The 18,348-nt window shown below is 70.4% G+C and carries 18 protein-coding genes; 10 read left to right on the top strand and 8 right to left on the bottom strand.

From position 1 onward, the window contains the following. The first annotated feature begins 377 nt into the window (after positions 1–377). The 3 genes from ACZ9QC_RS37765 to ACZ9QC_RS37755 all read left to right on the top strand — a co-directional run bounded on the left by ACZ9QC_RS37765 (position 378) and on the right by ACZ9QC_RS37755 (position 1,706). Positions 378–842 (top strand): SRPBCC family protein, encoded by a 465-nt coding sequence (locus tag ACZ9QC_RS37765; RefSeq protein ID WP_472917198.1) that lies wholly within the window; start codon positions 378–380, stop codon positions 840–842. After that, a complete protein-coding gene (locus ACZ9QC_RS37760) occupies positions 839–1,177 on the top strand; it encodes an ArsR/SmtB family transcription factor (RefSeq protein WP_472917197.1) in 339 nt (112 codons plus the stop codon). Before ACZ9QC_RS37765 ends, ACZ9QC_RS37760 begins: the two co-directional genes overlap by 4 nt. A gap of 88 nt (positions 1,178–1,265) precedes the next feature. Beyond that, positions 1,266–1,706 carry an SRPBCC family protein gene (locus ACZ9QC_RS37755; RefSeq protein ID WP_472917196.1) on the top strand — a complete coding sequence of 147 codons (441 nt, stop codon included), beginning with the start codon at positions 1,266–1,268 and terminating at the stop codon, positions 1,704–1,706. A 164-nt stretch (positions 1,707–1,870) separates the two neighbouring features. Here the strand turns inward: ACZ9QC_RS37755 and ACZ9QC_RS37750 are convergent, their stop codons facing one another. Beyond that, a complete protein-coding gene (locus tag ACZ9QC_RS37750; protein ID WP_472917195.1) occupies positions 1,871–2,143 on the bottom strand; it encodes a hypothetical protein in 273 nt (90 codons plus the stop codon). A gap of 460 nt (positions 2,144–2,603) precedes the next feature. Next, on the bottom strand, positions 2,604–3,026 hold the full coding sequence (locus ACZ9QC_RS37745) for a secondary thiamine-phosphate synthase enzyme YjbQ (RefSeq protein ID WP_472917194.1): 423 nt from the start codon (positions 3,024–3,026) through the stop codon (positions 2,604–2,606). Positions 3,027–3,190: 164 nt separating this feature from the next. On the opposite strand from ACZ9QC_RS37745, the gene ACZ9QC_RS37740 reads away from it, so the two are divergent. The 3 genes from ACZ9QC_RS37740 (at position 3,191) to ACZ9QC_RS37730 (ending at position 5,113) form a co-directional block, all read left to right on the top strand. Continuing rightward, positions 3,191–3,274: a putative leader peptide gene (locus tag ACZ9QC_RS37740; RefSeq protein ID WP_367821903.1), complete on the top strand. Its 84-nt coding sequence runs from the start codon at positions 3,191–3,193 to the stop codon at positions 3,272–3,274. A 136-nt stretch (positions 3,275–3,410) separates the two neighbouring features. Continuing rightward, positions 3,411–4,040, top strand: coding sequence for an ATP-binding cassette domain-containing protein (locus tag ACZ9QC_RS37735; RefSeq protein ID WP_472917193.1), 630 nt, complete (start codon positions 3,411–3,413; stop codon positions 4,038–4,040). Continuing rightward, positions 4,037–5,113 (top strand): NAD(P)-binding domain-containing protein, encoded by a 1,077-nt coding sequence (locus ACZ9QC_RS37730; protein ID WP_472917192.1) that lies wholly within the window; start codon positions 4,037–4,039, stop codon positions 5,111–5,113. Before ACZ9QC_RS37735 ends, ACZ9QC_RS37730 begins: the two co-directional genes overlap by 4 nt. A 48-nt stretch (positions 5,114–5,161) precedes the next feature. Here the strand turns inward: ACZ9QC_RS37730 and mltG are convergent, their stop codons facing one another. Beyond that, positions 5,162–6,061, bottom strand: coding sequence for an endolytic transglycosylase MltG (gene mltG, locus ACZ9QC_RS37725; RefSeq protein WP_472917191.1), 900 nt, complete (start codon positions 6,059–6,061; stop codon positions 5,162–5,164). Between the two features lie 43 nt (positions 6,062–6,104). Beyond that, positions 6,105–8,009 (bottom strand): ABC transporter ATP-binding protein, encoded by a 1,905-nt coding sequence (locus ACZ9QC_RS37720; protein WP_472917190.1) that lies wholly within the window; start codon positions 8,007–8,009, stop codon positions 6,105–6,107. Positions 8,010–8,159: 150 nt separating this feature from the next. Here ACZ9QC_RS37720 and ACZ9QC_RS37715 point away from each other — a divergent pair, with 150 nt between their 5' ends. Beyond that, positions 8,160–8,615, top strand: a complete 456-nt coding sequence (locus tag ACZ9QC_RS37715; RefSeq protein ID WP_472917189.1) for a MarR family winged helix-turn-helix transcriptional regulator — start codon at positions 8,160–8,162, stop codon at positions 8,613–8,615. Between the two features lie 88 nt (positions 8,616–8,703). On the opposite strand, the gene ACZ9QC_RS37710 is transcribed toward ACZ9QC_RS37715, so the two are convergent. The 3 genes from ACZ9QC_RS37710 to ACZ9QC_RS37700 all read right to left on the bottom strand — a co-directional run bounded on the left by ACZ9QC_RS37710 (position 8,704) and on the right by ACZ9QC_RS37700 (position 12,673). Further along, positions 8,704–10,074, bottom strand: coding sequence for a cation:dicarboxylate symporter family transporter (locus tag ACZ9QC_RS37710; RefSeq protein ID WP_472917188.1), 1,371 nt, complete (start codon positions 10,072–10,074; stop codon positions 8,704–8,706). 144 nt (positions 10,075–10,218) lie between these two features. Then, on the bottom strand, positions 10,219–11,898 hold the full coding sequence (locus ACZ9QC_RS37705) for a peptide-N4-asparagine amidase (RefSeq protein ID WP_472917187.1): 1,680 nt from the start codon (positions 11,896–11,898) through the stop codon (positions 10,219–10,221). A 79-nt stretch (positions 11,899–11,977) separates the two neighbouring features. Next, on the bottom strand, positions 11,978–12,673 hold the full coding sequence (locus ACZ9QC_RS37700) for a L,D-transpeptidase family protein (protein WP_472921918.1): 696 nt from the start codon (positions 12,671–12,673) through the stop codon (positions 11,978–11,980). A 358-nt stretch (positions 12,674–13,031) separates the two neighbouring features. Here ACZ9QC_RS37700 and ACZ9QC_RS37695 point away from each other — a divergent pair, with 358 nt between their 5' ends. The 3 genes from ACZ9QC_RS37695 to ACZ9QC_RS37685 all read left to right on the top strand — a co-directional run bounded on the left by ACZ9QC_RS37695 (position 13,032) and on the right by ACZ9QC_RS37685 (position 17,380). Further along, entirely contained in the window at positions 13,032–14,903 is a 1,872-nt protein-coding gene (locus ACZ9QC_RS37695; protein WP_472917186.1) for an ABC transporter transmembrane domain-containing protein, read from the top strand. Beyond that, positions 14,900–16,681 (top strand): ABC transporter ATP-binding protein, encoded by a 1,782-nt coding sequence (locus ACZ9QC_RS37690; protein WP_472917185.1) that lies wholly within the window; start codon positions 14,900–14,902, stop codon positions 16,679–16,681. Before ACZ9QC_RS37695 ends, ACZ9QC_RS37690 begins: the two co-directional genes overlap by 4 nt. A 228-nt stretch (positions 16,682–16,909) precedes the next feature. Continuing rightward, entirely contained in the window at positions 16,910–17,380 is a 471-nt protein-coding gene (locus ACZ9QC_RS37685; protein ID WP_472917184.1) for a DUF5709 domain-containing protein, read from the top strand. Positions 17,381–17,445: 65 nt separating this feature from the next. On the opposite strand, the gene ACZ9QC_RS37680 is transcribed toward ACZ9QC_RS37685, so the two are convergent. Next, a complete protein-coding gene (locus tag ACZ9QC_RS37680; RefSeq protein WP_230224779.1) occupies positions 17,446–18,240 on the bottom strand; it encodes a metal-dependent hydrolase in 795 nt (264 codons plus the stop codon). Between the last annotated feature and the right edge of the window lie 108 nt (positions 18,241–18,348).

Below are 18,348 nucleotides of genomic sequence, written 5' to 3'. Positions count from 1 at the left end.
TGTTTCCTCTTGAAGGTGCAGGCCACGGCTCTGGCGTGAGCAGTAAGTGGGGTGCTTCGGCTGAGCGACGGCGTGATCGCTCCGGGGTAATCGTCCGTCAGGTCGGGCCACGGACCGCCCGGACCGCCGACGCGACCCGGCGTACGCAAGGGTGTCGCGCCCGCTGTATGCGGTCCAGTGCGACGGGATTGCGCTCGACCGGATTCGCGAGGTGGCCATCGAGGTGCGTGTTGAGTCCCACGAGGGGCAGCGGCGGCGCGGCGACACAGATGACGGATCTGGTGCCGGCACACCCTTAGAGCAACCAATGGTTGCGCATACTGGAGGAAGGACCTACAGTCATACGCAACCAAAGGTTGCGAGATGAGGAGAGCGGGATGGAGTACGGCAGCATCGAGCGGGAGATCCACATCGACGCCACACCCGAGGTGGTCTACGAGGTCATCAGCAGACCCGAACACCTGCGGGAGTGGTGGCCGGACGAAGCAGAGCTCGAGCCGGTGCCCGGAGCGACCGGGGTCATCTCGTTCGGCGACGGGACTGCGCCGGAGGCGAATGTCGTACCGATCACGGTGATCGAGGCCGACCCGCCCCGGCGGTTCTCCTTCCGGTGGGTGTACGACGAGGATGAGGCTGCGACACCGGCCAACTCGCTCCTGGTGACCTTCGAGCTCGTCCCCTCGGGTACGAGCACGCTGCTGCGCTTCACCGAGACGGGGTTCCGGGAGAAGGGCTGGGAGGCGGCCGTGCTCGAGGAGCAGTACCGCGAGCACGTCACCGGCTGGGACTACTTCCTGCCCCGCCTCGTCACGTACGTCGCTCGGCTGGTGTCGGCACCATGAGCGTCACCATCGACGACGAGCTCTGGTCGGCGGTGGGGGACCCGACCCGGCGGCGGATGCTCGACCTGCTGTTGACGCAGGGCGGCGGGACGGCGACCACGCTGAGTGAGCGGCTGCCGGTCACGCGGCAGGCGGTCGCCAAACACCTGGGTGTACTCCACCGGGTCGGGCTGGTCCATGTCACGCCGTCCGGACGCGAGCGCCTCTACGAGGTGGACGAGGCCCAGCTCGCCCGCGCGGTCGCGCAGTTGTCGTCGGTCGGGGCCAGCTGGGATGCCCGGCTGCACCGCATCAAGCGGATCGCCGAAGCCATCCAGCGCAGCCAGGAGGGCTGACCCCTCACGAACGAACGTCGCCACATCCGTGGCGGCGCTGATGAACCGCGCCCGATTGCGGGCGCCGGTACGAGAAAGAGGTACGGACATGGTGGACATCCTGCACAGGATCGGAGTCACGTCGTCTCCCGACGCTGTCTACGCAGCCTTGACCACGGTCGATGGGCTGGCGAGCTGGTGGACTCAGGACACGGACGGCGACGGCGATGTCGGGGGAGTAATCCGGTTCCGCTTCGAGCCCGGCGGGTTCGACATGAAGGTCCTGGAGGCTCAGCCCTCCGAGCGCGTGCGCTGGGAGGTCGTCGACGGACCCGAGGAGTGGATCGGCACGCAGATCCGCTTCGAGATCAAGCAGGAGGATGGCTTCACGATCGTGTTGTTCCGGCACGAAGGCTGGAAGGAGCCGGTGGAGTTCATGTACCACTGCAGCACCAAGTGGGCGACCTTCCTGATGAGCCTCAAGAAACTGATCGAAACCGGCAAGGGCGAACCCGCGCCGCACGACGTCAAGATCAGCAACTGGCACTAGATCTTGCCCTCATGTCTTGGCGGAAGCGAGCTTCCCGCAACCAGAAGCTCGCTTCCGCCAAGACATGAGGGCATTCACGATTTTGTATCTTGAAGTCGCGGATCACGGGTCTGGTGTGAGCCTTCGGGGCGGGATGCTCCGGCCGGCGAGCCAGTGATCGTCGGTCACCGGGAGAACTCGGCGTTCGTCAGCACCGGCAAGGCCCGCAGCAGCGGGGTGGCGTGACGAGCCTTCATGCGAGCCTTCGTGAAAATCCTCCAGTTCAGGTCCACGAAGCCGTGCTCGACCGGCGCCCGCTGGCTGCTCAGCGGCCGATTGGCCTCCTTCTGGACGTCGGTCAGGCGCATGCCGCGTGCTGCCTTGCGCCCCGTGTTGATCACCGACTGGTCGTCGGGGTCGTCGTCCAGCCCGACAAACCCCAGGCCGGCTTGGCGCACAGCCTGTCGAGCCGGCGGCGGTGATCTCCGAGGAGCACCCTGGATGGGCCTGCGAGATCCAGATCAAGAGTGCCCTTCTCATCGGTCAGGGCGAGGAAGAGCAGGCCGTGGGCCATGTGCTTACCGGAGTAGTTGCGCCAGTTGTCGGCTCCGGTGCTGCGTCGGGTGCGCACCAGGGCGCCATCCAGCAGGACCGCGCCCCACCCTGTCGGGCGCCCTCGATCTTGGTTTCGAGCCGGACAATCGCCACCCCCCAAGGCCAATAGCAACATTGATCGCTTACATCGCCGCAGGTCACAGAGTCGTGCTTCAGAGCGAGGGGCACGTGACACGGCGCTCCCAAGAACGCGAGCAGCGGATTTTGGGCGGGTGGGACTCGAACCCGTGCGGGTGGACTGCAGAGTGCGAGCCAGACTCGTTTGGTTCGGCCGGACTTCGGACCTACAGTCGGCACCCCTCGTCACGCAAGGAACGACAACCGTACCTGCCGACGAGGATTGTCCTTGTTCGTGTCCACCAGGCACACCGACTGCCAGGTCCCCAGTTCCAGCCTCCCGTCGATGACCGGCAGTGTCGCGTGGGGCGGGACGATGGCGGGGAGGACGTGGTCGCGGCCGTGGCCGGGGGTGCCATGGCGGTGCTGCCAGCGGTCGTCGGCGGGCAGCAGCGTGCGCAGGGCGGCGAGCAGGTCGTCGTCGCTGCCGGCGCCCGTCTCGATGATGGCGATCCCGGCCGTGGCGTGCGGGACGAAGACGTTGAGGAGGCCGTCCCGGCCGGCCGCGGCCTCGCGGAGGAACGCCTCGCAGTCTCGGGTGAGGTCGACGACCCGCTCGTGAGAGCCGGAGGCGACGTTCAGAACTCGGGTGGTGAAGGCATCGGACATGGTTCCATCCTCGCGCACCGAGTGGCTGTGGGCGGGGACCCGTCGGCGCGGGAGTACCCAGCCGCCGTGACCAGCCGCCCGCAAGCGGCCCACCCCGTGATACACCGCGTCCACCTCGCGAGACCCCATTGACCGTGCGTGGACCGGCTGGCTAGTTTCCCCGCATGTCGCGTTCAGCCCTGCTCACTTCGCGAGGTCACATCGACCTGCTGCGGGTAGCCTCCGCCGCGTGTCGTCGCGGCCGCTGACGCCTCTTCAATTCTTTCCCGGCGCCCGGGAACCCCGCGACCCCCGAACCCTCGCCGCGGAATTGCGCCCAGGGTGCCTTCCTCCCCTCCCCAGAGCTGGATTCCCGCCGCAGGAGTCCCCCGGAAGGCTGCTGCCATGGCAACCACGCGCCACGCCGTGCACGTAGAAGGGCTCACCCGTTCCCTCGACGGCCGAGCCGTCATCGACGGCCTCCGACTCCGCGTCCGGTACGGCGAGTTCGTGGCCCTGCTGGGCCGCGGCGGCCACGGCCGGTCCACCCTGCTCCGTGTCCTCGCCGGGCTCGACCGCGACATCTCCGGCACCGTCCTGGTGCCGCGCCGCAAGGCCGTCGTGCTCCAGGCACCGCGGTCGACGCCGTGGAGGCCGGTGCGGCGCAACGCCCTGCTCGGGCGGGCAGGGGCCCAGGAGCCCGAACTGCTGCTGCTCGACGAGCCGTTCGACGGCCTCGACGGTGGTGCCCGGGGCAAGGCACGGCGTCTGGTGGGCGAGTTGTGGCAGCGGCACGGCTGCGCGGTGCTGCTCGCCACGCAGGACGTCGAGGACGCGTTACTGCTCGCCGACCGTGTCCTGGTGATGGAAGCGGGCGTCATCGCGTACGAGACGCCGGTCGACCTGGGCCGACCCCGTGACCTCGCCGACCCCCGCTTCGCCGAGCTGCGCGGACAGCTCCTCGAACGGCTGGGCACCACGACAGCAGGGCCCCTGGGAAGATCCGGCGCCCCCTCCCCGTTGGTAGAAGCATGAACGACATGCGTGAGGTCGAGGTGGTCGTCATCGGCGCCGGCCAGGGAGGTCTGGCCGGCGCCTATCACCTGCGCCGCACCGGTTTCGAGCCGGAGCGCGACTTCGTGGTGCTGGACCACTCCCCCGCGCCGGGCGGCGCCTGGCAGTTCCGCTGGCCGTCGCTGACGTACGGCAAGGTGCACGGGATGCACGCGCTGCCCGGCATGGAGCTGACGGGAGCCGATCCGGCCCGGCCGTCCTCCGAGGTCGTCGGGGAGTACTTCGCCGCCTACGAACGCACCTTCGACCTGCGGGTACGGCGTCCCGTGGACGTCCGCGCGGTGCGGGAGGGCGAGGGTGGGCGACTGCTCGTCGAGACCTCGGACGGTTCGTGGTCGACACGGACGCTGATCAACGCCACGGGGACGTGGGACCGGCCGTTCTGGCCGCGCTATCCCGGGCAGGAGACCTTCCGGGGACGGCAGTTGCACACCGCCCAGTACCCCGGACCCGAGGACTTCGCGGGTCTCCGGGTGATCGTCGTCGGCGGAGGCGCGTCCGGGACCCAACACCTGCTGGAGATCGCGCCGTACGCCGCCGCGACGACCTGGGTGACGAGGCGTCCGCCCGTGTACCGCGAGGGACCGTTCGACGAGGGTGCGGGACGGGCGGCGGTCGCTCTGGTGGAGGAGCGGGTGCGGCAGGGGCTGCCGCCAAGGAGTGTCGTGTCGGTGACGGGGCTGCCGCTCAACGACGCGATCCGGCAGGGCATCGCGGACGGCGTCCTGGACCGGCTGCCGATGTTCGATCGGATCACCCCCGACGGCGTGGAGTGGGACGACGGCCGCCGTGTGGACGCCGACGTCATCCTCTGGGCGACCGGATTCCGCGCCGCCGTCGACCACCTGGCCCCGTTGCGGCTGCGCGAGCCCGGTGGCGGCATCCGCGTCGACGGCACCCGCGCGGTCGCCGATCCCCGCGTCCACCTGATCGGCTACGGCCCTTCGGCGAGCACGATCGGCGCCAATCGGGCCGGCCGCGCGGCGGTACGGGACATCCGGCGGCTCCTGGCGGACGAACCGGCCGCCGCCTGACATCCCGACCGACCCGGGCGCGCCTCTCAGCTCGGCCGACCTCTCGGCTCAGCCGGTCGCGGGTGAGGACGAGGCCGAGGGCGACCCGCTGACCGCGCCCGCCCCGGCTCCCGGTGAAGCCTTCCTGCGGTTCTGGTTGAACTCGGCGACATTGCGCAGGTGTTCCTGGTAGTTCGCCGTGAACCGGGTGTCGCCCGGCTTGACCGTGACGAAGTACAGCCAGTCGCCCGAGGCCGGGTTGACGGCCGCACGCATCGCCGCCTCACCCGGGTTGGCGATCGGGGTGGGCGGCAGCCCCATGCGCCGGTACGAGTTGTAGGGGCTGTCGATCTTCGTGTCGTCGACGGTGGTGTTCAGCGTGGAGCGGTTCAGCGCGTAGTTGATGGTGGAGTCCATCTGCAGCGGCATTCCGCGCTCCAGTCGGTTGAAGATGACCCGGGCGACCCGGCCCATGTCCTTCTCGGTGGCCGCCTCTGCCTGGATGATGCTCGCGATGGTGACCGCCTGGTAGACGTTCATCGCGTTGCGCTGGGCCCCGGCCGTGACCTGACCGCCGTTGAACTTCTTGTTGGCGGTCTCGACCATGACCGCTAGCAGGGACTCGGGGGTCGACTTCTCCCGCAGCGGATACGTCGCCGGGAAGAGATAGCCCTCCGGGTTGCCCTCGGCGTCGTCGGGCAGCATCAGGCTGGCCTTCGACAGCGACTTCCTGGTGGATCCGGCGGGCAGCGCGAGGGCCTTGTCGACGGCTTCGTAGACCTGGCCGGAGCGCCAGCCCTCCGGGATCACCAGGGACGTCGGACGCTGGTCCGCGCCGCCGCCTCCCCCCACGCTCAGCAGCGGCACCGCCACGGCGGTGGCCGCCACGACGGCCCCGGCCGCGATGAGGGCGGCCCGGCCCCGACGCGTCAGTCGAATCGTGCTCCGTGGCGGAGTGTTCATCTGCATGCGGGCACGGTAACCCGCATATCACCTCAAACCCGGCATATCTTCATCTTGTCGGCTCCAGTTTCGGCACCTTGGCCACCTCGCGGGCGGGCTTCAGCCGCGCGTCCCGCCGGACCAGCGCCGCGTACCGCCCCCCGCTCTCCAGCAGTTCCTCGTGCGTACCGCGCTCGACGGCACGCCCGGAGTCGAGCACGACGATCTGGTCGGCACCGCGGACGGTGGAGAGCCGGTGCGCGATGGTGACGGTGGTGCGGTTGGCGGAGAGGGCGTCGATGGCCTCCTGCACCGCGTGCTCGGTACGGGTGTCCAGGGCGCTGGTCGCCTCGTCCAGGATGAGGACCGGCGGGTCGCGCAGGATCGTGCGGGCGATGGCGAGCCGCTGCTTCTCCCCGCCGGAGAAGCGGTGGCCGCGCTCACCGACGACGGTGTCGTAGCCGTCGGGCAGGGCCGCGATGTGGTCGTGGATCTGGGCCGCCCGCGCCGCCGCGTACAGCTCCTCGTCGGTGGCGTCCGGCTTGGCGAAGCGCAGGTTGTCGGCGACCGAGGCATGGAAGAGGTACGTCTCCTGCGAGACGACGCCGACACCTCGGGCCAGCGTGTCGAAGTCCAGGTCGCGGACATCGACCCCGTCGAGGGTGACCCGGCCGCCCGTGACGTCGTACAGCCTCGGCACCAGCGCGCCGAGCGTGGACTTGCCGGCACCGGTCGGCCCGACGACGGCGAGGCTGCCGCCTGCCGGAACGGTCAGGTCGATGCCGTCGAGGACGGGGCGCGGCTTCGCGTCGCCGCCGGAACCACCGGAACCACCGGGCCTGCCGGAACCACCGGGGCTGCCGGGGCCGTCCGCGTCGTAGCGGAACTCGACATTCTCGAAGCGGAGTTCGCCCTTGATCCGGTCGAGGTGGACCGGATGCTCGGACTCGGTGATGTCGATCGGCAGGTCGAGGTACTCGAAGATCCGCTGGAAGAGGGCGAGCGAGGCCTGGATCTGGACACCCGTGGACAGCAGGCTGACGGTCGGCCGGAACAGGTTCTGCTGCAGCGAGACGAAGGCGACGAGCGTGCCGACGGAGACGGACGGGCCGCCGAGCTGGAGCGCGATGCCGGCGGTCCAGTAGATGACCGCGGGCATGGCGGCCATGACGACGGTGATGACGGCCATGCGCCAGCGCCCGGCCATGTTGGCCCTGACCTCCAGGTCGACGAGCCCCTCGGACTCCTCGGCGAAGGACTTGGTGAGCGAGTCGGCGCGGCCCATGGTGCGTCCGAGCAGGATGCCGCTGACGGAGAGCGACTCGGTGACCGTCGCGGCCATGGCGGCCATCTGGTTCTGCCGCTGCGTGGTGATCTTCTTGCGCTCGTTCCCGACCCGGCGGCTTATCCACACGAAGAGCGGCAGCAGGAGCAGGGTGACCACGGTGAGCCGCCAGTCCAGGGCGACCATCGCGACGACGGTGGCGACCACGCTGGTGGTGTTGGACACCAGGGAGGTGGCCGTGGAGGTGACGGTCGCCTGCATGCCGCCGATGTCGTTGGCGATGCGGGACTGGACCTCGCCCGTCCGGGTCCGGGTGAAGAAGGCGAGCGACATCCGCTGCAGTCGGCCGTAGACGGCGGTGCGCAAGTCGTGCATGACCCGCTGGCCGACGGTCGTGGAGATCAGTGTCTGCAGGACACCGAAGATGCTGGTCAGGACGGCGCTCAGGATCATCCCGAGGGCCAGCAGGCTCAGCAGCCCGGTGCGGCCCTCAGGGATCGCGGTGTCGAGGATCTCCTTGAGGAGGAAGGGCGTGGCGACCGACGCGAGCGACGCGGCGCCGACGAGGAGTCCGACGATCGCGAGCCGACCCCGGTAGGGGCGGAAGAGCTTCAGGATGCGGCGCACCTGTCGGGGCTGGTCACGCGTGTCGGCGGACGGCGCCCGGGTGGGTTCGTGGTCGGGGTGCATGGGCTCCTACGGGAGGTGGGGCGTATGGGGAGATGAGGCGGCTGAGGAGGTGCGAGGTGAGTCGTGATGACGGGACTTCCGAAGCCTTGCGGAGCTTAGCTCATTGTTACCTATACTCACAATGAACATGGTCCTGATATTGTTCCCGGTATGACCGACCCCGACGGCGACGGACCGCTCGCCGAGCAGTTGCTGCGGCTCACCCGCCGTGTGCACCGCATCCAGAAGCGCCATCTCCAGCAGAGCGGGTTGGAGATCACCCCGGCGCAGTCGCGACTCCTGCGCACCCTCGCCCACTACGACACGCCGCCACGGATGGCCGATCTCGCCGAGCGGCTGGAGGTCGTGCCGCGGGCCGTGACGACCCTGGTCGACGCGCTGGAAGAGAGCGGGCGGGTGCGCCGGGCGCCCGACCCCACCAACCGGCGAGTCATCCGGATAGAGGTCACGGACGAGGGCCTCAAGGTCCTGCGGGAGCTGCACCACGCGCGCCGCTCGGCGGCGGCGGAGATCCTGGCGCCGCTGTCGGACGATCAGCGGGGGGTGCTCGAAGGCTTGCTCGCCACGCTGGTCGACGGCGCGCCGACGGCTGAGCGGCACTGCTGAGCGGCAGCGCCCAACAGGCGTACACGAAAGGGCCCGGCGCGGAGTTGTGCGCCGGGCCCTTCCTGTGCGGAGTGTGGAGCAGGAGAGATCAGACCTCCGCTTTGGAGAGAGCGGGAGCCTCCGGCTTCACGGAAGTGGTCCCGGACTCGTCGTCCTCCTCCACGAACTCGATCTCGCCGTCGAGCATCTTCTTCGCCCGGTCGGTGTCCAGCGCGCCCTCCCACTTCGAGACCGCGAAGACGGCGACACAGTTGCCGAGCAGGTTGGTGGCGACGCGCATCGAGTCCATGATGCGGTCGACCCCCAGGAGGAGGGCGACGGCACCGGCCGGGATGGCGCCGAGCGAGGCCGCGGTCGCCGACAGCGCGAGGAAGGCCGAACCAGGGATGCCCGCCATGCCCTTGCTGGTCAGCATGAGGACCAGGATGACGGTGACCTGCTGACTCAGACTGAGGTCAACTCCCACGGCCTGCGCGATGAACAGGGTGCCGATGGAGAGGTAGATGGACGCGCCGTCCAGGTTGAATGAGTACCCGGTGGGCAGTACCAGGCCCACGGCGTCGTCACGGGCTCCGGCCTGCCTCAGCTTCTGCATCATGCGCGGCATGACGGACTCGCTGGAGGCCGTACCGAGCGCGAGCAGCATCTCGGCCCGGGTGTAGCGGACGAACTTCCACAGGCTCAGCCCGGTCATCAGCTTCAGCGCGACGCCCAGCAGCACCAGGAACACGGCGGCGACGGCGTAACACAGGATGATCAGCTTGGCGTAGGTCTTCATCACGCCGAGGCCGTACTCACCGACCAGGTGCACCATCGCGCCGAACACGGCGAGCGGGGCCAGCTTCATGACGAAACCGACGATCGCGAAGATGACCTCCTGGGCCTGCTCGATGGCGGGCAGGATCTTCGGCACCTTGGTGTGACCGAGGTGCAGCAGCGCGGCGCCGGTGAGGCAGGCGAGCACGAGCACCTGGAGCAGCGCGTTCTCGGCGAACGCGCCGATCGCGCTCTGCGGCAGCGCGTTGAGGATGAACTCGCTCGTCGTGGGCAGCTCACCGCCGGCAGTCTTCGCGTCGACCGCCGAGGTGTCGAGCTTCGTGGGGTCGACGTTCATGCCCGAGCCGGGGCCGAAGACGTTGGCGGCGACCAGGCCGATGAGCAGCGCGGCCGTCGAGGCGATCTCGAACCAGATCAGGGCCTTGAGCCCGATCCGCCCGAACGCCTTCAGATTGCCGGCCTTGGCGATACCGACGACGACCACACAGAACACCAGCGGCGAGATGACGGTCTTGATGAGCCGGATGAAACCGTCGCCGAGCGGTTGGAAGGTCGTGGCCGTGTCCGGCCACAACCTTCCGACGACGATTCCGAGCACAAGCGCGACTGCGACTTGCGCGAACAGTGAGGTACGCAGCATGCGTGCGACGCGTCGCGGCAGGGACGGTACGGACTGCGGCACGGGCACTCCTCCGAGATGGCTTTCTGTCATGCGGAAAAGCTCTTCCGCGCCGATCACTATCGGGGAGGCGTCGCTCGCCGGGAAGACCGCCGTGTTTCGCGGAGGTAAATCATCGAACAGGCGTCACATCGCACGCATGGGGCATCAGCAGCCCGTACGGTTCACCGTCAGCACTCCCTGTACGGAGACCAGCGAGCGGTCGTAGCAGCCGTCCGACCCGTACATCCGGTAGCGCTCGCTCGTCGTCCCGACGGCGTGCCGCTGGTCGCGCGGTACGTTCGCCGTGTACGTGGCATCGCCGGTGTAGGTGTCGTCGAGCCGGGACCACGCCGTGCGCCGCCCGTCGTGCGTCTCGGTGACGGTTGCCCGGTCGCCGAGCGTGAGCACGGTCCGCAGCCGATCTCCCGCGCCGAGCGTGGTCGTTCCGTCCATGGTGTACGACCGCTGGACACGCGTCGTCCGGTCCTGCCCACGACCGCCTCGGCCCCCGCCTCCGCTCACGGTGACCGTCTCGTCGTCGCTCCACCTCGCGTCGAGCGCGTCGGGGTTCTCGCCGTCCGACCAGGTGTGCGTGGAGGTGTTGAGGAGACTGCGGCGGACGGTGGTCGTGACCCGGCCGTGGGAGGTGTCGACGTACCCGGCGACGGTCAGCCGATGGCTCCCCTCGGTGTCGAGGCGGTGCTCCGCACCCGGCGTGTACGTGGACGCGTTGGCGAAGTCGCCCTCCCGCACCTTCGTGAGGGCACCGGTGACGTGCTCCTTCTTCTCGTCCTGCCAGACGAGGACGTTGACCGGGGCGCTCCAACCGCTCTGCCCCTCGGGCACGCCGGCGACGGACACCTCGATCCGGTGCGGGCGCCCGTCGTTGAGGAGTCCCGCGAAGGGGGTGAGGTCGTAGCGGAGGGGTTGGATGTCGAAGGCGCGCGGGCCGGGGACGACGTACCAGAGGAAGGGGTTGGACCAACCGCCGGTCCACACGTTCGGGAACGGCGCGGCGATTCCGGCCAGTTGCCCGTCCACAGAGATCCGCACCTCACGGTAGGGCCCGTCGTCGGCCTTGCAGGAGTACGGCGCCTCGTTGGGCACCGTCAGATACCAGTACTCCTCGCAGCCGCCGCCGGACCCGGTCGCGTACACCTCGGCGATGACGCGCTCGCTGTTGCGCGGGGTGGTGAGGGCGGTGCCGTCCTGGAGCGTGAGGACGCGGTCGGGGACGGTGCCCGCCGTCCCAGCATCGGGCCTGCCGACGTAGAAGGTGAGCGTGACCTTGACGTCGAGGACGCCGGTGTACGTGTCGTCGACGACGTTGCCGATGAGCATCTCGACCGGTTGCTCGGTGCGCAGGGTGTCGCTGTAGCGCGTGACGTCCTTCTCCACGGACCACGCGATGCCGTCGGGCGAGGGCTGCGGGGTGGACGTCCGGAACACCTCGACGCCGCCGATGTGCAGATGGCCGAGGCGGTCGAACTGCCGGCCCTTCACCTTGCCGTCGAGCCGCAGGACGACCTTGCTCCATCTCTTCCCGCACTCCGCCGGCGGCGTGTAGGTCCCCCGGTACGGCGTGAAGTCCCTGAACTGCGCCTCGGCGACCGTCACTTCGCACGACCTCGCGTTCTCGGGCCGGGAGACGGGCGGAGCGGCGGTGATCGGATCGTGCCAGTCGGTCCCGAACTCGGCGGGGACGGCGGTGGATCCATCGGTCCGGGAAGAGATGGCGGCGGAGTGGGCGGGGGTGGCAGCGGATTGGGCGGGGGTGGCCCCGAGGAGGGTGCTCGCCACGAGGGTCGCTCCGGTGAGCATGGACATGATGATCCGGCTTCTCATGGCCGGAGTTCTACGGGGAGTCGACACCCCGCCGCAATGGCATCTCCGGCCACAAGCGCTCACGTGCGCACCGGGCGCCTCAGGCCTCCAGCTCCGCCCTGTCCCCCATGACGATCACCGGGTGCTGGGCCGGGTCGAGGGTGCGCAGCAGGTACTCCATGCCCGCCTTGGACAGGCTGACGCAGGCCGAGGTGCCGCTGCCGTGGTCCATGTGCAGCCAGATGCTGCCGCCCTTGGACTGGCCCTCGGGACGCGTCGGGTCGATCGGCGAGGTGCCCTTGACCCTGTTGTAGTCGATCGCGATGACGTAGTCGAAGTCGTGCCAGTGCGACTCGGCCCAGTAGTGCGGCGCCTGGAACGACGCCGACCTGCTGTACGGCAGCTTGGATCCCGGGTCGGCCAGGACCCCTCCCGCGTCGCTCAGCGTGAACACGCCGACCGGACTGCGTTTGTCGCCCTCCCGATGGTCGGTGGTCCACCCCTTCTTTCCGTTGTGGCCCTCCCAACTGCGGGTCTTCTTCCAGGTGGAGCCGCTCTTCGTGTACAGCACGACCGTGGCGTCGGCGTCGTCCCTGCCCTCTCCGTAGACGGCCACGACCTGGCGGGACTCCGCGGGGATCTGCTTCTGCAGACGGTCGCCGACGCCCGGGACACGGGTCGGGTCCGCGGCCTCGGTCGCCGCGCGATCCGTGCCGCCCCCGGACGCCGTGGCGTTCCTGTCGGCCTTGGCGCCGTCGCTCGTGTCACCCGAACCGCCGCACGCCGCGGCCGACATCACCAGTGCGCCACAGACCACCACGACGAGCCCGACACGAGCCGCGCCCCTCCTCGCGCCCGCGCCGTCCGAACCACCCGCGCCGCCCGCACCTTGTTCGTCCACCGTGCCGGTTCGTCCCCGCCTGGTACCGCCTATTCGCATACGGTCCATCGTCGCACCGCTCACCGGACGCGAGCGCCCGCGCCGCGCGCGTCGGGCCTCCCACGAACGGTCCAGGCCGAAACTTTGCCCGGCACCGGAAAACCGTTTGCCTCCGACCAGGACGCGACGCGAACCTTTCACAGCCGGTCACTGGACCCCGCCGCCCTTTCCTCCCCCCACTTCCCCCACCCCTGACTCGAGCCTCTGGGACGTCATGCAGATTCAAGACCTTCCGTACGAAGACCCGGGCGTGCCGGACGCTCGCTCGGGCCCACGATTCCTGTGGTGGCTCGGCCGGAATCAACTGGGCGGACAGTTCAAGGCGCTGGCGTGGGGGCTGTTGCACTTCACCTCCGTGGCCGGACTTCCGTTCTGCGTCGGCTTCGCCGTCCAGGCCGTCGTCGACCGCTCCGGCTCCCGACTCGCCCTCGCGGGCGTGGCGCTGCTGGTGTGCGGGTTCACCATCGCGCTGGGCGACACCTTCCTGCACCGGTCGGCGGTCACCAACTGGATCACGGCCGCGGCCCGCGTCCAGCAGTTGCTGGCCCGCAGGACGGCCCAGCTCGGCTCGGCGCTCACCCGCCGGGTCGCGGCCGGAGAGGTGGTCGCGGTCTCCACCGGCGACGTAGAGAAGATCGGCTGGTTCGTCGAGGCCGTCTCCCGCTTCACCGCCGCCGCCCTCACCGTGGTGCTGGTCTGCGTCGGCCTGGTCGTGTACCAGCCCGCCCTGGGCGTCGTCGTCGCCGTCGGAGTGCCCGTCCTCGCCCTGGCCGTGCTTCCGCTGCTGCCCCGCGCGACCCGCCGCGCCGACTTCCAGCGTGAGAAGGCGGGCCGCGCCACCGAGCTGGCCTCCGACACCGTCGCGGGCCTGCGCGTGCTGCGCGGCATCGGCGGCGAGGAGCTCTTCCTGGACCGCTACCGCAGCGCCTCCCAGGAGGTCCGGCACGCCGCCGTCCGCAGCGCACGTATGTGGGCCCTCATCTCCGGCATCCAGGTGCTGCTGCCGGGGCTGCTGATGATCGCGGTCGTCTGGCACGGCGTGGGTCTCGCCCGCGAGGGCCGGATCACGGTCGGCGAACTGGTCACCGTGTACAGCGCGGTCATGCTGCTGACGTATCCGCTCAGACACTTCGAGGAGATCGCGATGGCGTACTCCTTCTCCCGTCCGTCCGCGAAGCGGGCCGCCCGGGTGCTGTCGCTGGAGCGGAGTACGGACACCGAGGGGTCCCGCGAGGCCACCGTGCCCACCGGAGACCTGTACGACCCGGCCACCGGGCTGCTCGCGCCCGCCGGGTGTCTCACAGCGGTGGTGTGCGGTGACCCCGACGCGGCCGGACGACTGGCGGAACGGCTGGGCGGCCATGCCCCCGAGGAGGGCACCTCCGTGCTCCTCGGCGGCGTACCGCTCGACGAACTGCCCCTCGACTCCGCCCGCACGGCCGTCCTCGTCCAGGACAAGGACCCGGTGCTGCTCTCCGGCACCCTCCGCGAACTCCTCGACGTCCCCGCCTCGGGGCACGTCACCGCCGAGGACGCGCTGACCGCCGCCCAGTGCGGTGACGTGCTGGAAGCGCTGGTCCAGGGGTCACTGGACGCCGAGGACCCGCTGGACGCGCGGATCACCGAGCGCGGACGGTCCCTGTCCGGCGGCCAGCGCCAGCGGCTCGCCCTGGCCCGCTCCCTGATCACGGACCCGAACGTGCTGGTCCTCGACGAGCCGACCTCCGCCGTCGACTCCCACACCGAGGCGAGGATCGCCGCCGGCGTCCGCTCGCTGCGCGCGGGTGGCACGACGGTCGTGCTGACCTCCTCGCCCCTCCTGCTGGACCTCGCCGACCGCGTCGTCCTCGTCCACGACGGCGAGGTGGCGGCGGTCGGCCTGCACCGCGACCTGATCCACAAGGAACCCCGGTACCGGGCCGTCGTCACCCGCGAGACCGACGAAGAGACCCGCGAGAACAACGGCGAGAGTCGGGACGCCGAGAAGGACGCCGAGAAGACCGCCTTCACCGCACGACCGCAGGAACGCAGGACCGCTCTCAGCGAAGTGCTGGACGAACTGGAAGAGATCGAGGAGACCGCATGATCGGCGTGGCGCCCCCGGCCTACGACCCGGCCGCCCCGACGACGGCGAACACCCTGCCCGTCGGCGCCCCCGCGACCGTACGCGCCTACGTGGCAGAACTGTTCCGCCGGCACCGCCGGGCCTTCGTCCTGCTCATCACCGTCAACACGGTCGCGGTCGTGGCCTCGATGGCGGGCCCCTACCTGCTCGGCGCACTCGTCGAGCGGGTCTCCGACGGAGCGCGTGAACTCCATCTGGAAGTCACCGCGGCGGTGTTCGTCGTCGCCCTCGTCGTCCAGGCCGTCTTCGTACGGGAGGTACGACTGCGCGGCGCCATGCTCGGCGAGCGGATGCTGGCCGACCTGCGCGAGGACTTCCTCGTCCGGTCGGTCGGCCTGCCGCCGGGTGTCCTGGAACGCGCCGGCACGGGTGACCTGCTCTCCCGCATCACCACGGACATCGACCGGCTCGCCAACGCCATGCGCGAGGCGGTGCCCCAGCTGGCCATCGGGGTGGTGTGGGTCGTCCTGCTCGTCGGCGGCCTCGCCGTGACCGCGCCCCCGCTGGCCCTCGCCGTTCTGCTGGCCCTGCCCGTGCTGGTGGTGGGCTGCCGCTGGTACTTCAAGCGTGCCCCTTCCGCCTACCGCTCGGAGTCCGCGGGGTACGCCGCCGTCGCCGCCGTCCTCGCGGAGACGGTGGACGCCGGCCGCACCGTCGAGGCCCACCGCCTCGGCACCCGCCGCATCGACCTCTCCGACCAGCGGGTCCGCGAATGGACCGCCTGGGAGCGATACACCCTGTGGCTGCGGTCGGTGCTCTTCCCCGTCATCAATTTCACGCACACCACGGTCCTCGGGTCCGTCCTGATCATCGGCGGGGTGTTCGTCCTCCAGGGCTGGATCGGCCTCGGGCAGCTGACCACGGGCGCGCTCATCGCCCAGATGCTCGTCGACCCGATCAACCTGATCCTCCGCTGGTACGACGAGCTGCAGGTCGCCGAGGTGTCGCTGGCCCGTCTGGTCGGGGTACGCGACATCGAGCCCGACGCGGGCGACCCGGCCGTGGCCCCCGAGGGGCGACATGTCCACGCCGACCGGGTGCGCTTCGGATACCGCGAAGGCGTCGACGTCCTGCGCAAGGTCTCCCTGGAGGTCGCGCCCGGCACCCGGCTCGCCCTCGTCGGCCCGTCCGGCGCGGGCAAGTCGACCCTGGGCCGTCTCCTCGCCGGGATCTACGCGCCCCGCGACGGCCGTGTCACCCTCGGCGGCGCCGAGCTGTCCCGGATGCCCGCCGAGGACGTCCGCTCCCACGTCGCCCTGGTCAACCAGGAGCACCACGTGTTCGTCGGCTCCCTCCGCGACAACCTGCTCCTGGCCCGCACGGGCGCCGGGGACGCCGAGCTGTGGGCGGCGCTTGGCGCGGTCGACGCCGACGCCTGGGCGCGAGCTCTGGACGAGGGGCTGGACACCGAGGTCGGTTCCGGTGGGTTCACGCTCACCCCGGCGCAGGCCCAGCAGATCGCGCTGGCCCGGCTGGTCCTCGCCGACCCGCACACGCTGGTCCTGGACGAGGCGACCTCGCTCCTCGACCCGCGGGCGGCCCGCCATCTGGAACGCTCCCTCGCCCGCGTCCTCGACGGCCGTACCGTCGTCGCCATCGCCCACCGCCTGCACACCGCCCACGACGCCGACGTCATCGCCGTCGTCGAGAACGGCCGCATCAGCGAGCTGGGCAGCCACGACCAGCTCGTCGCCGCGGACGGCGCGTACGCCGCACTGTGGAGGTCGTGGCACGGCTGACCGACTCGCGGGACCCGGCAGTGGGGGCAGACTCCGGCGGGGTCCGACGGCTGCCGTCGCCCTGCCGTTGCGCGGTGCCGAACGCGAGTGGAAGGCTGGTGGTGGGCACTGATTCGGGGGACGCCCGTGAACCGCCCGGTTCGCGGGGTTCGGGCCGTGGCCCAGCGGTCCGTGCGCCCACCGTCGCCGAACGGTGGCACCGGGCCCGCCCCACCACTGGAGGTACCCGTGGACAGAGCCGGCGGATGGGGAGACGACGTCTACCAGCCAGACGGATCCGAGATCCAGGACGACGCGGGGCTGCTGGACGCCGAGGACACCCTGGTCGCCGACGGTGTGGCCGACCCCCTCGACCGGGGCTGGTCCCCACCGGAGCGGCCATGGGCGGTGGAGCACACCGGTGTGACGGCGGCGGAGCGGCTGCGCGGGGAGACGCTGGAGCAGCGCCTCGCCGAAGAGCTCCCGGACATCGCCTACCCCGACGGGGACGGCATCGGCGACTCCCAGGACACCGACGGCGAGCCGCTGGACAACGAGGTGGGCGACCTGCGCTCCGGCCGTCTGGTCGCCCCCGACGAGGGCGCGCACGAGGACGAGGAGAGCGGGTTGATCGCCACCGACGTGGGGATCGACGGGGCCGCCGCCTCCGCCGAGGAGGCCGCCATGCACATCGTGGACGAGGACTCCCTGCCGAGCTGACCGCCGCGCGAGCACGTCCCCCGGAGCCGGGCGGCCGTCCCGCCGGAGCCAGTGCCCGCACCCGGTCAGATGACGTTCAGCGCCGCCGCCGCACCCACTCCCCCGAGCACCATGAACACCGGCATCAGCACCCTCAGCTCCACCCAGCTGCCGGCCCGGAACCGCATCGCCTTCGGCGGGCCCACGGGGTACCAGCGCTTGCGCCCGATCGGTATCGGCCACAGGATCGGGCAACCCGAGACGGTCAGCGAGTCCCCGATGTCGTGCACCAGCGCCCCCAGCACGATCGGCAGCCCGAGCCACAGATACTCCTGGCCCGGCTGTGTGAACAGCCAGTCCGCCCCGTTGCCAGGCTTGTCCAGGACACCGGCGAGGATCCAGGCGCTCGTCGCCGCCAGCAGCCACACCAGCACATCGCTGCTCGAACCCCGGGCCGCCCGCCACAGCAGGCCCTCGATGGCCAGGACCAGGTGCACGAAGAGAATGGCCAGCACCGCCCAGCGGCCCCCGGTGATGGCGGCGACGGAGGCACCGGCACCTAGCAGCGCCGCCCACAGCCAGGTGTGCGTGAGCGTGCGGTGCCCACCCGAGCGACGCGGGTCGCCCTGCTTCTTCGTCGCCTTGTAGACGGCGTACGACAGCTTGTCCACGATCTCGCACACCCAGCGTGACAGCGGACCGAAGGAACGGGAGATCGTCGCCGCCTTGTGGTCCAGGTCGGGGGCGAGCGCGGCACCCGCGCAGATCAGCGCACCGACCAGGAGCACCGGCCAGGGCATCGTGTGCCCGGTGGCGGCCGCCGCGGCTCCCACGCCGAGCCATGCGGCGGCTCCCGACAGTGAGTGTGCTGGTCCCATCATGGCCGTGCCCCGTCCCGTTCTGTTCGTGCCGCTGTCCAGGCGCCTTGTGTCGCTGTCCAGTTGTCCAGGTGCGCTGACGTTCCGTCGGCGCCACAGCGTAGCGTTCGC

The organism is Streptomyces sp. HUAS MS02 (genome assembly GCF_055702265.1).
This window is presented reverse-complemented; position numbering and strand designations above follow the sequence as displayed.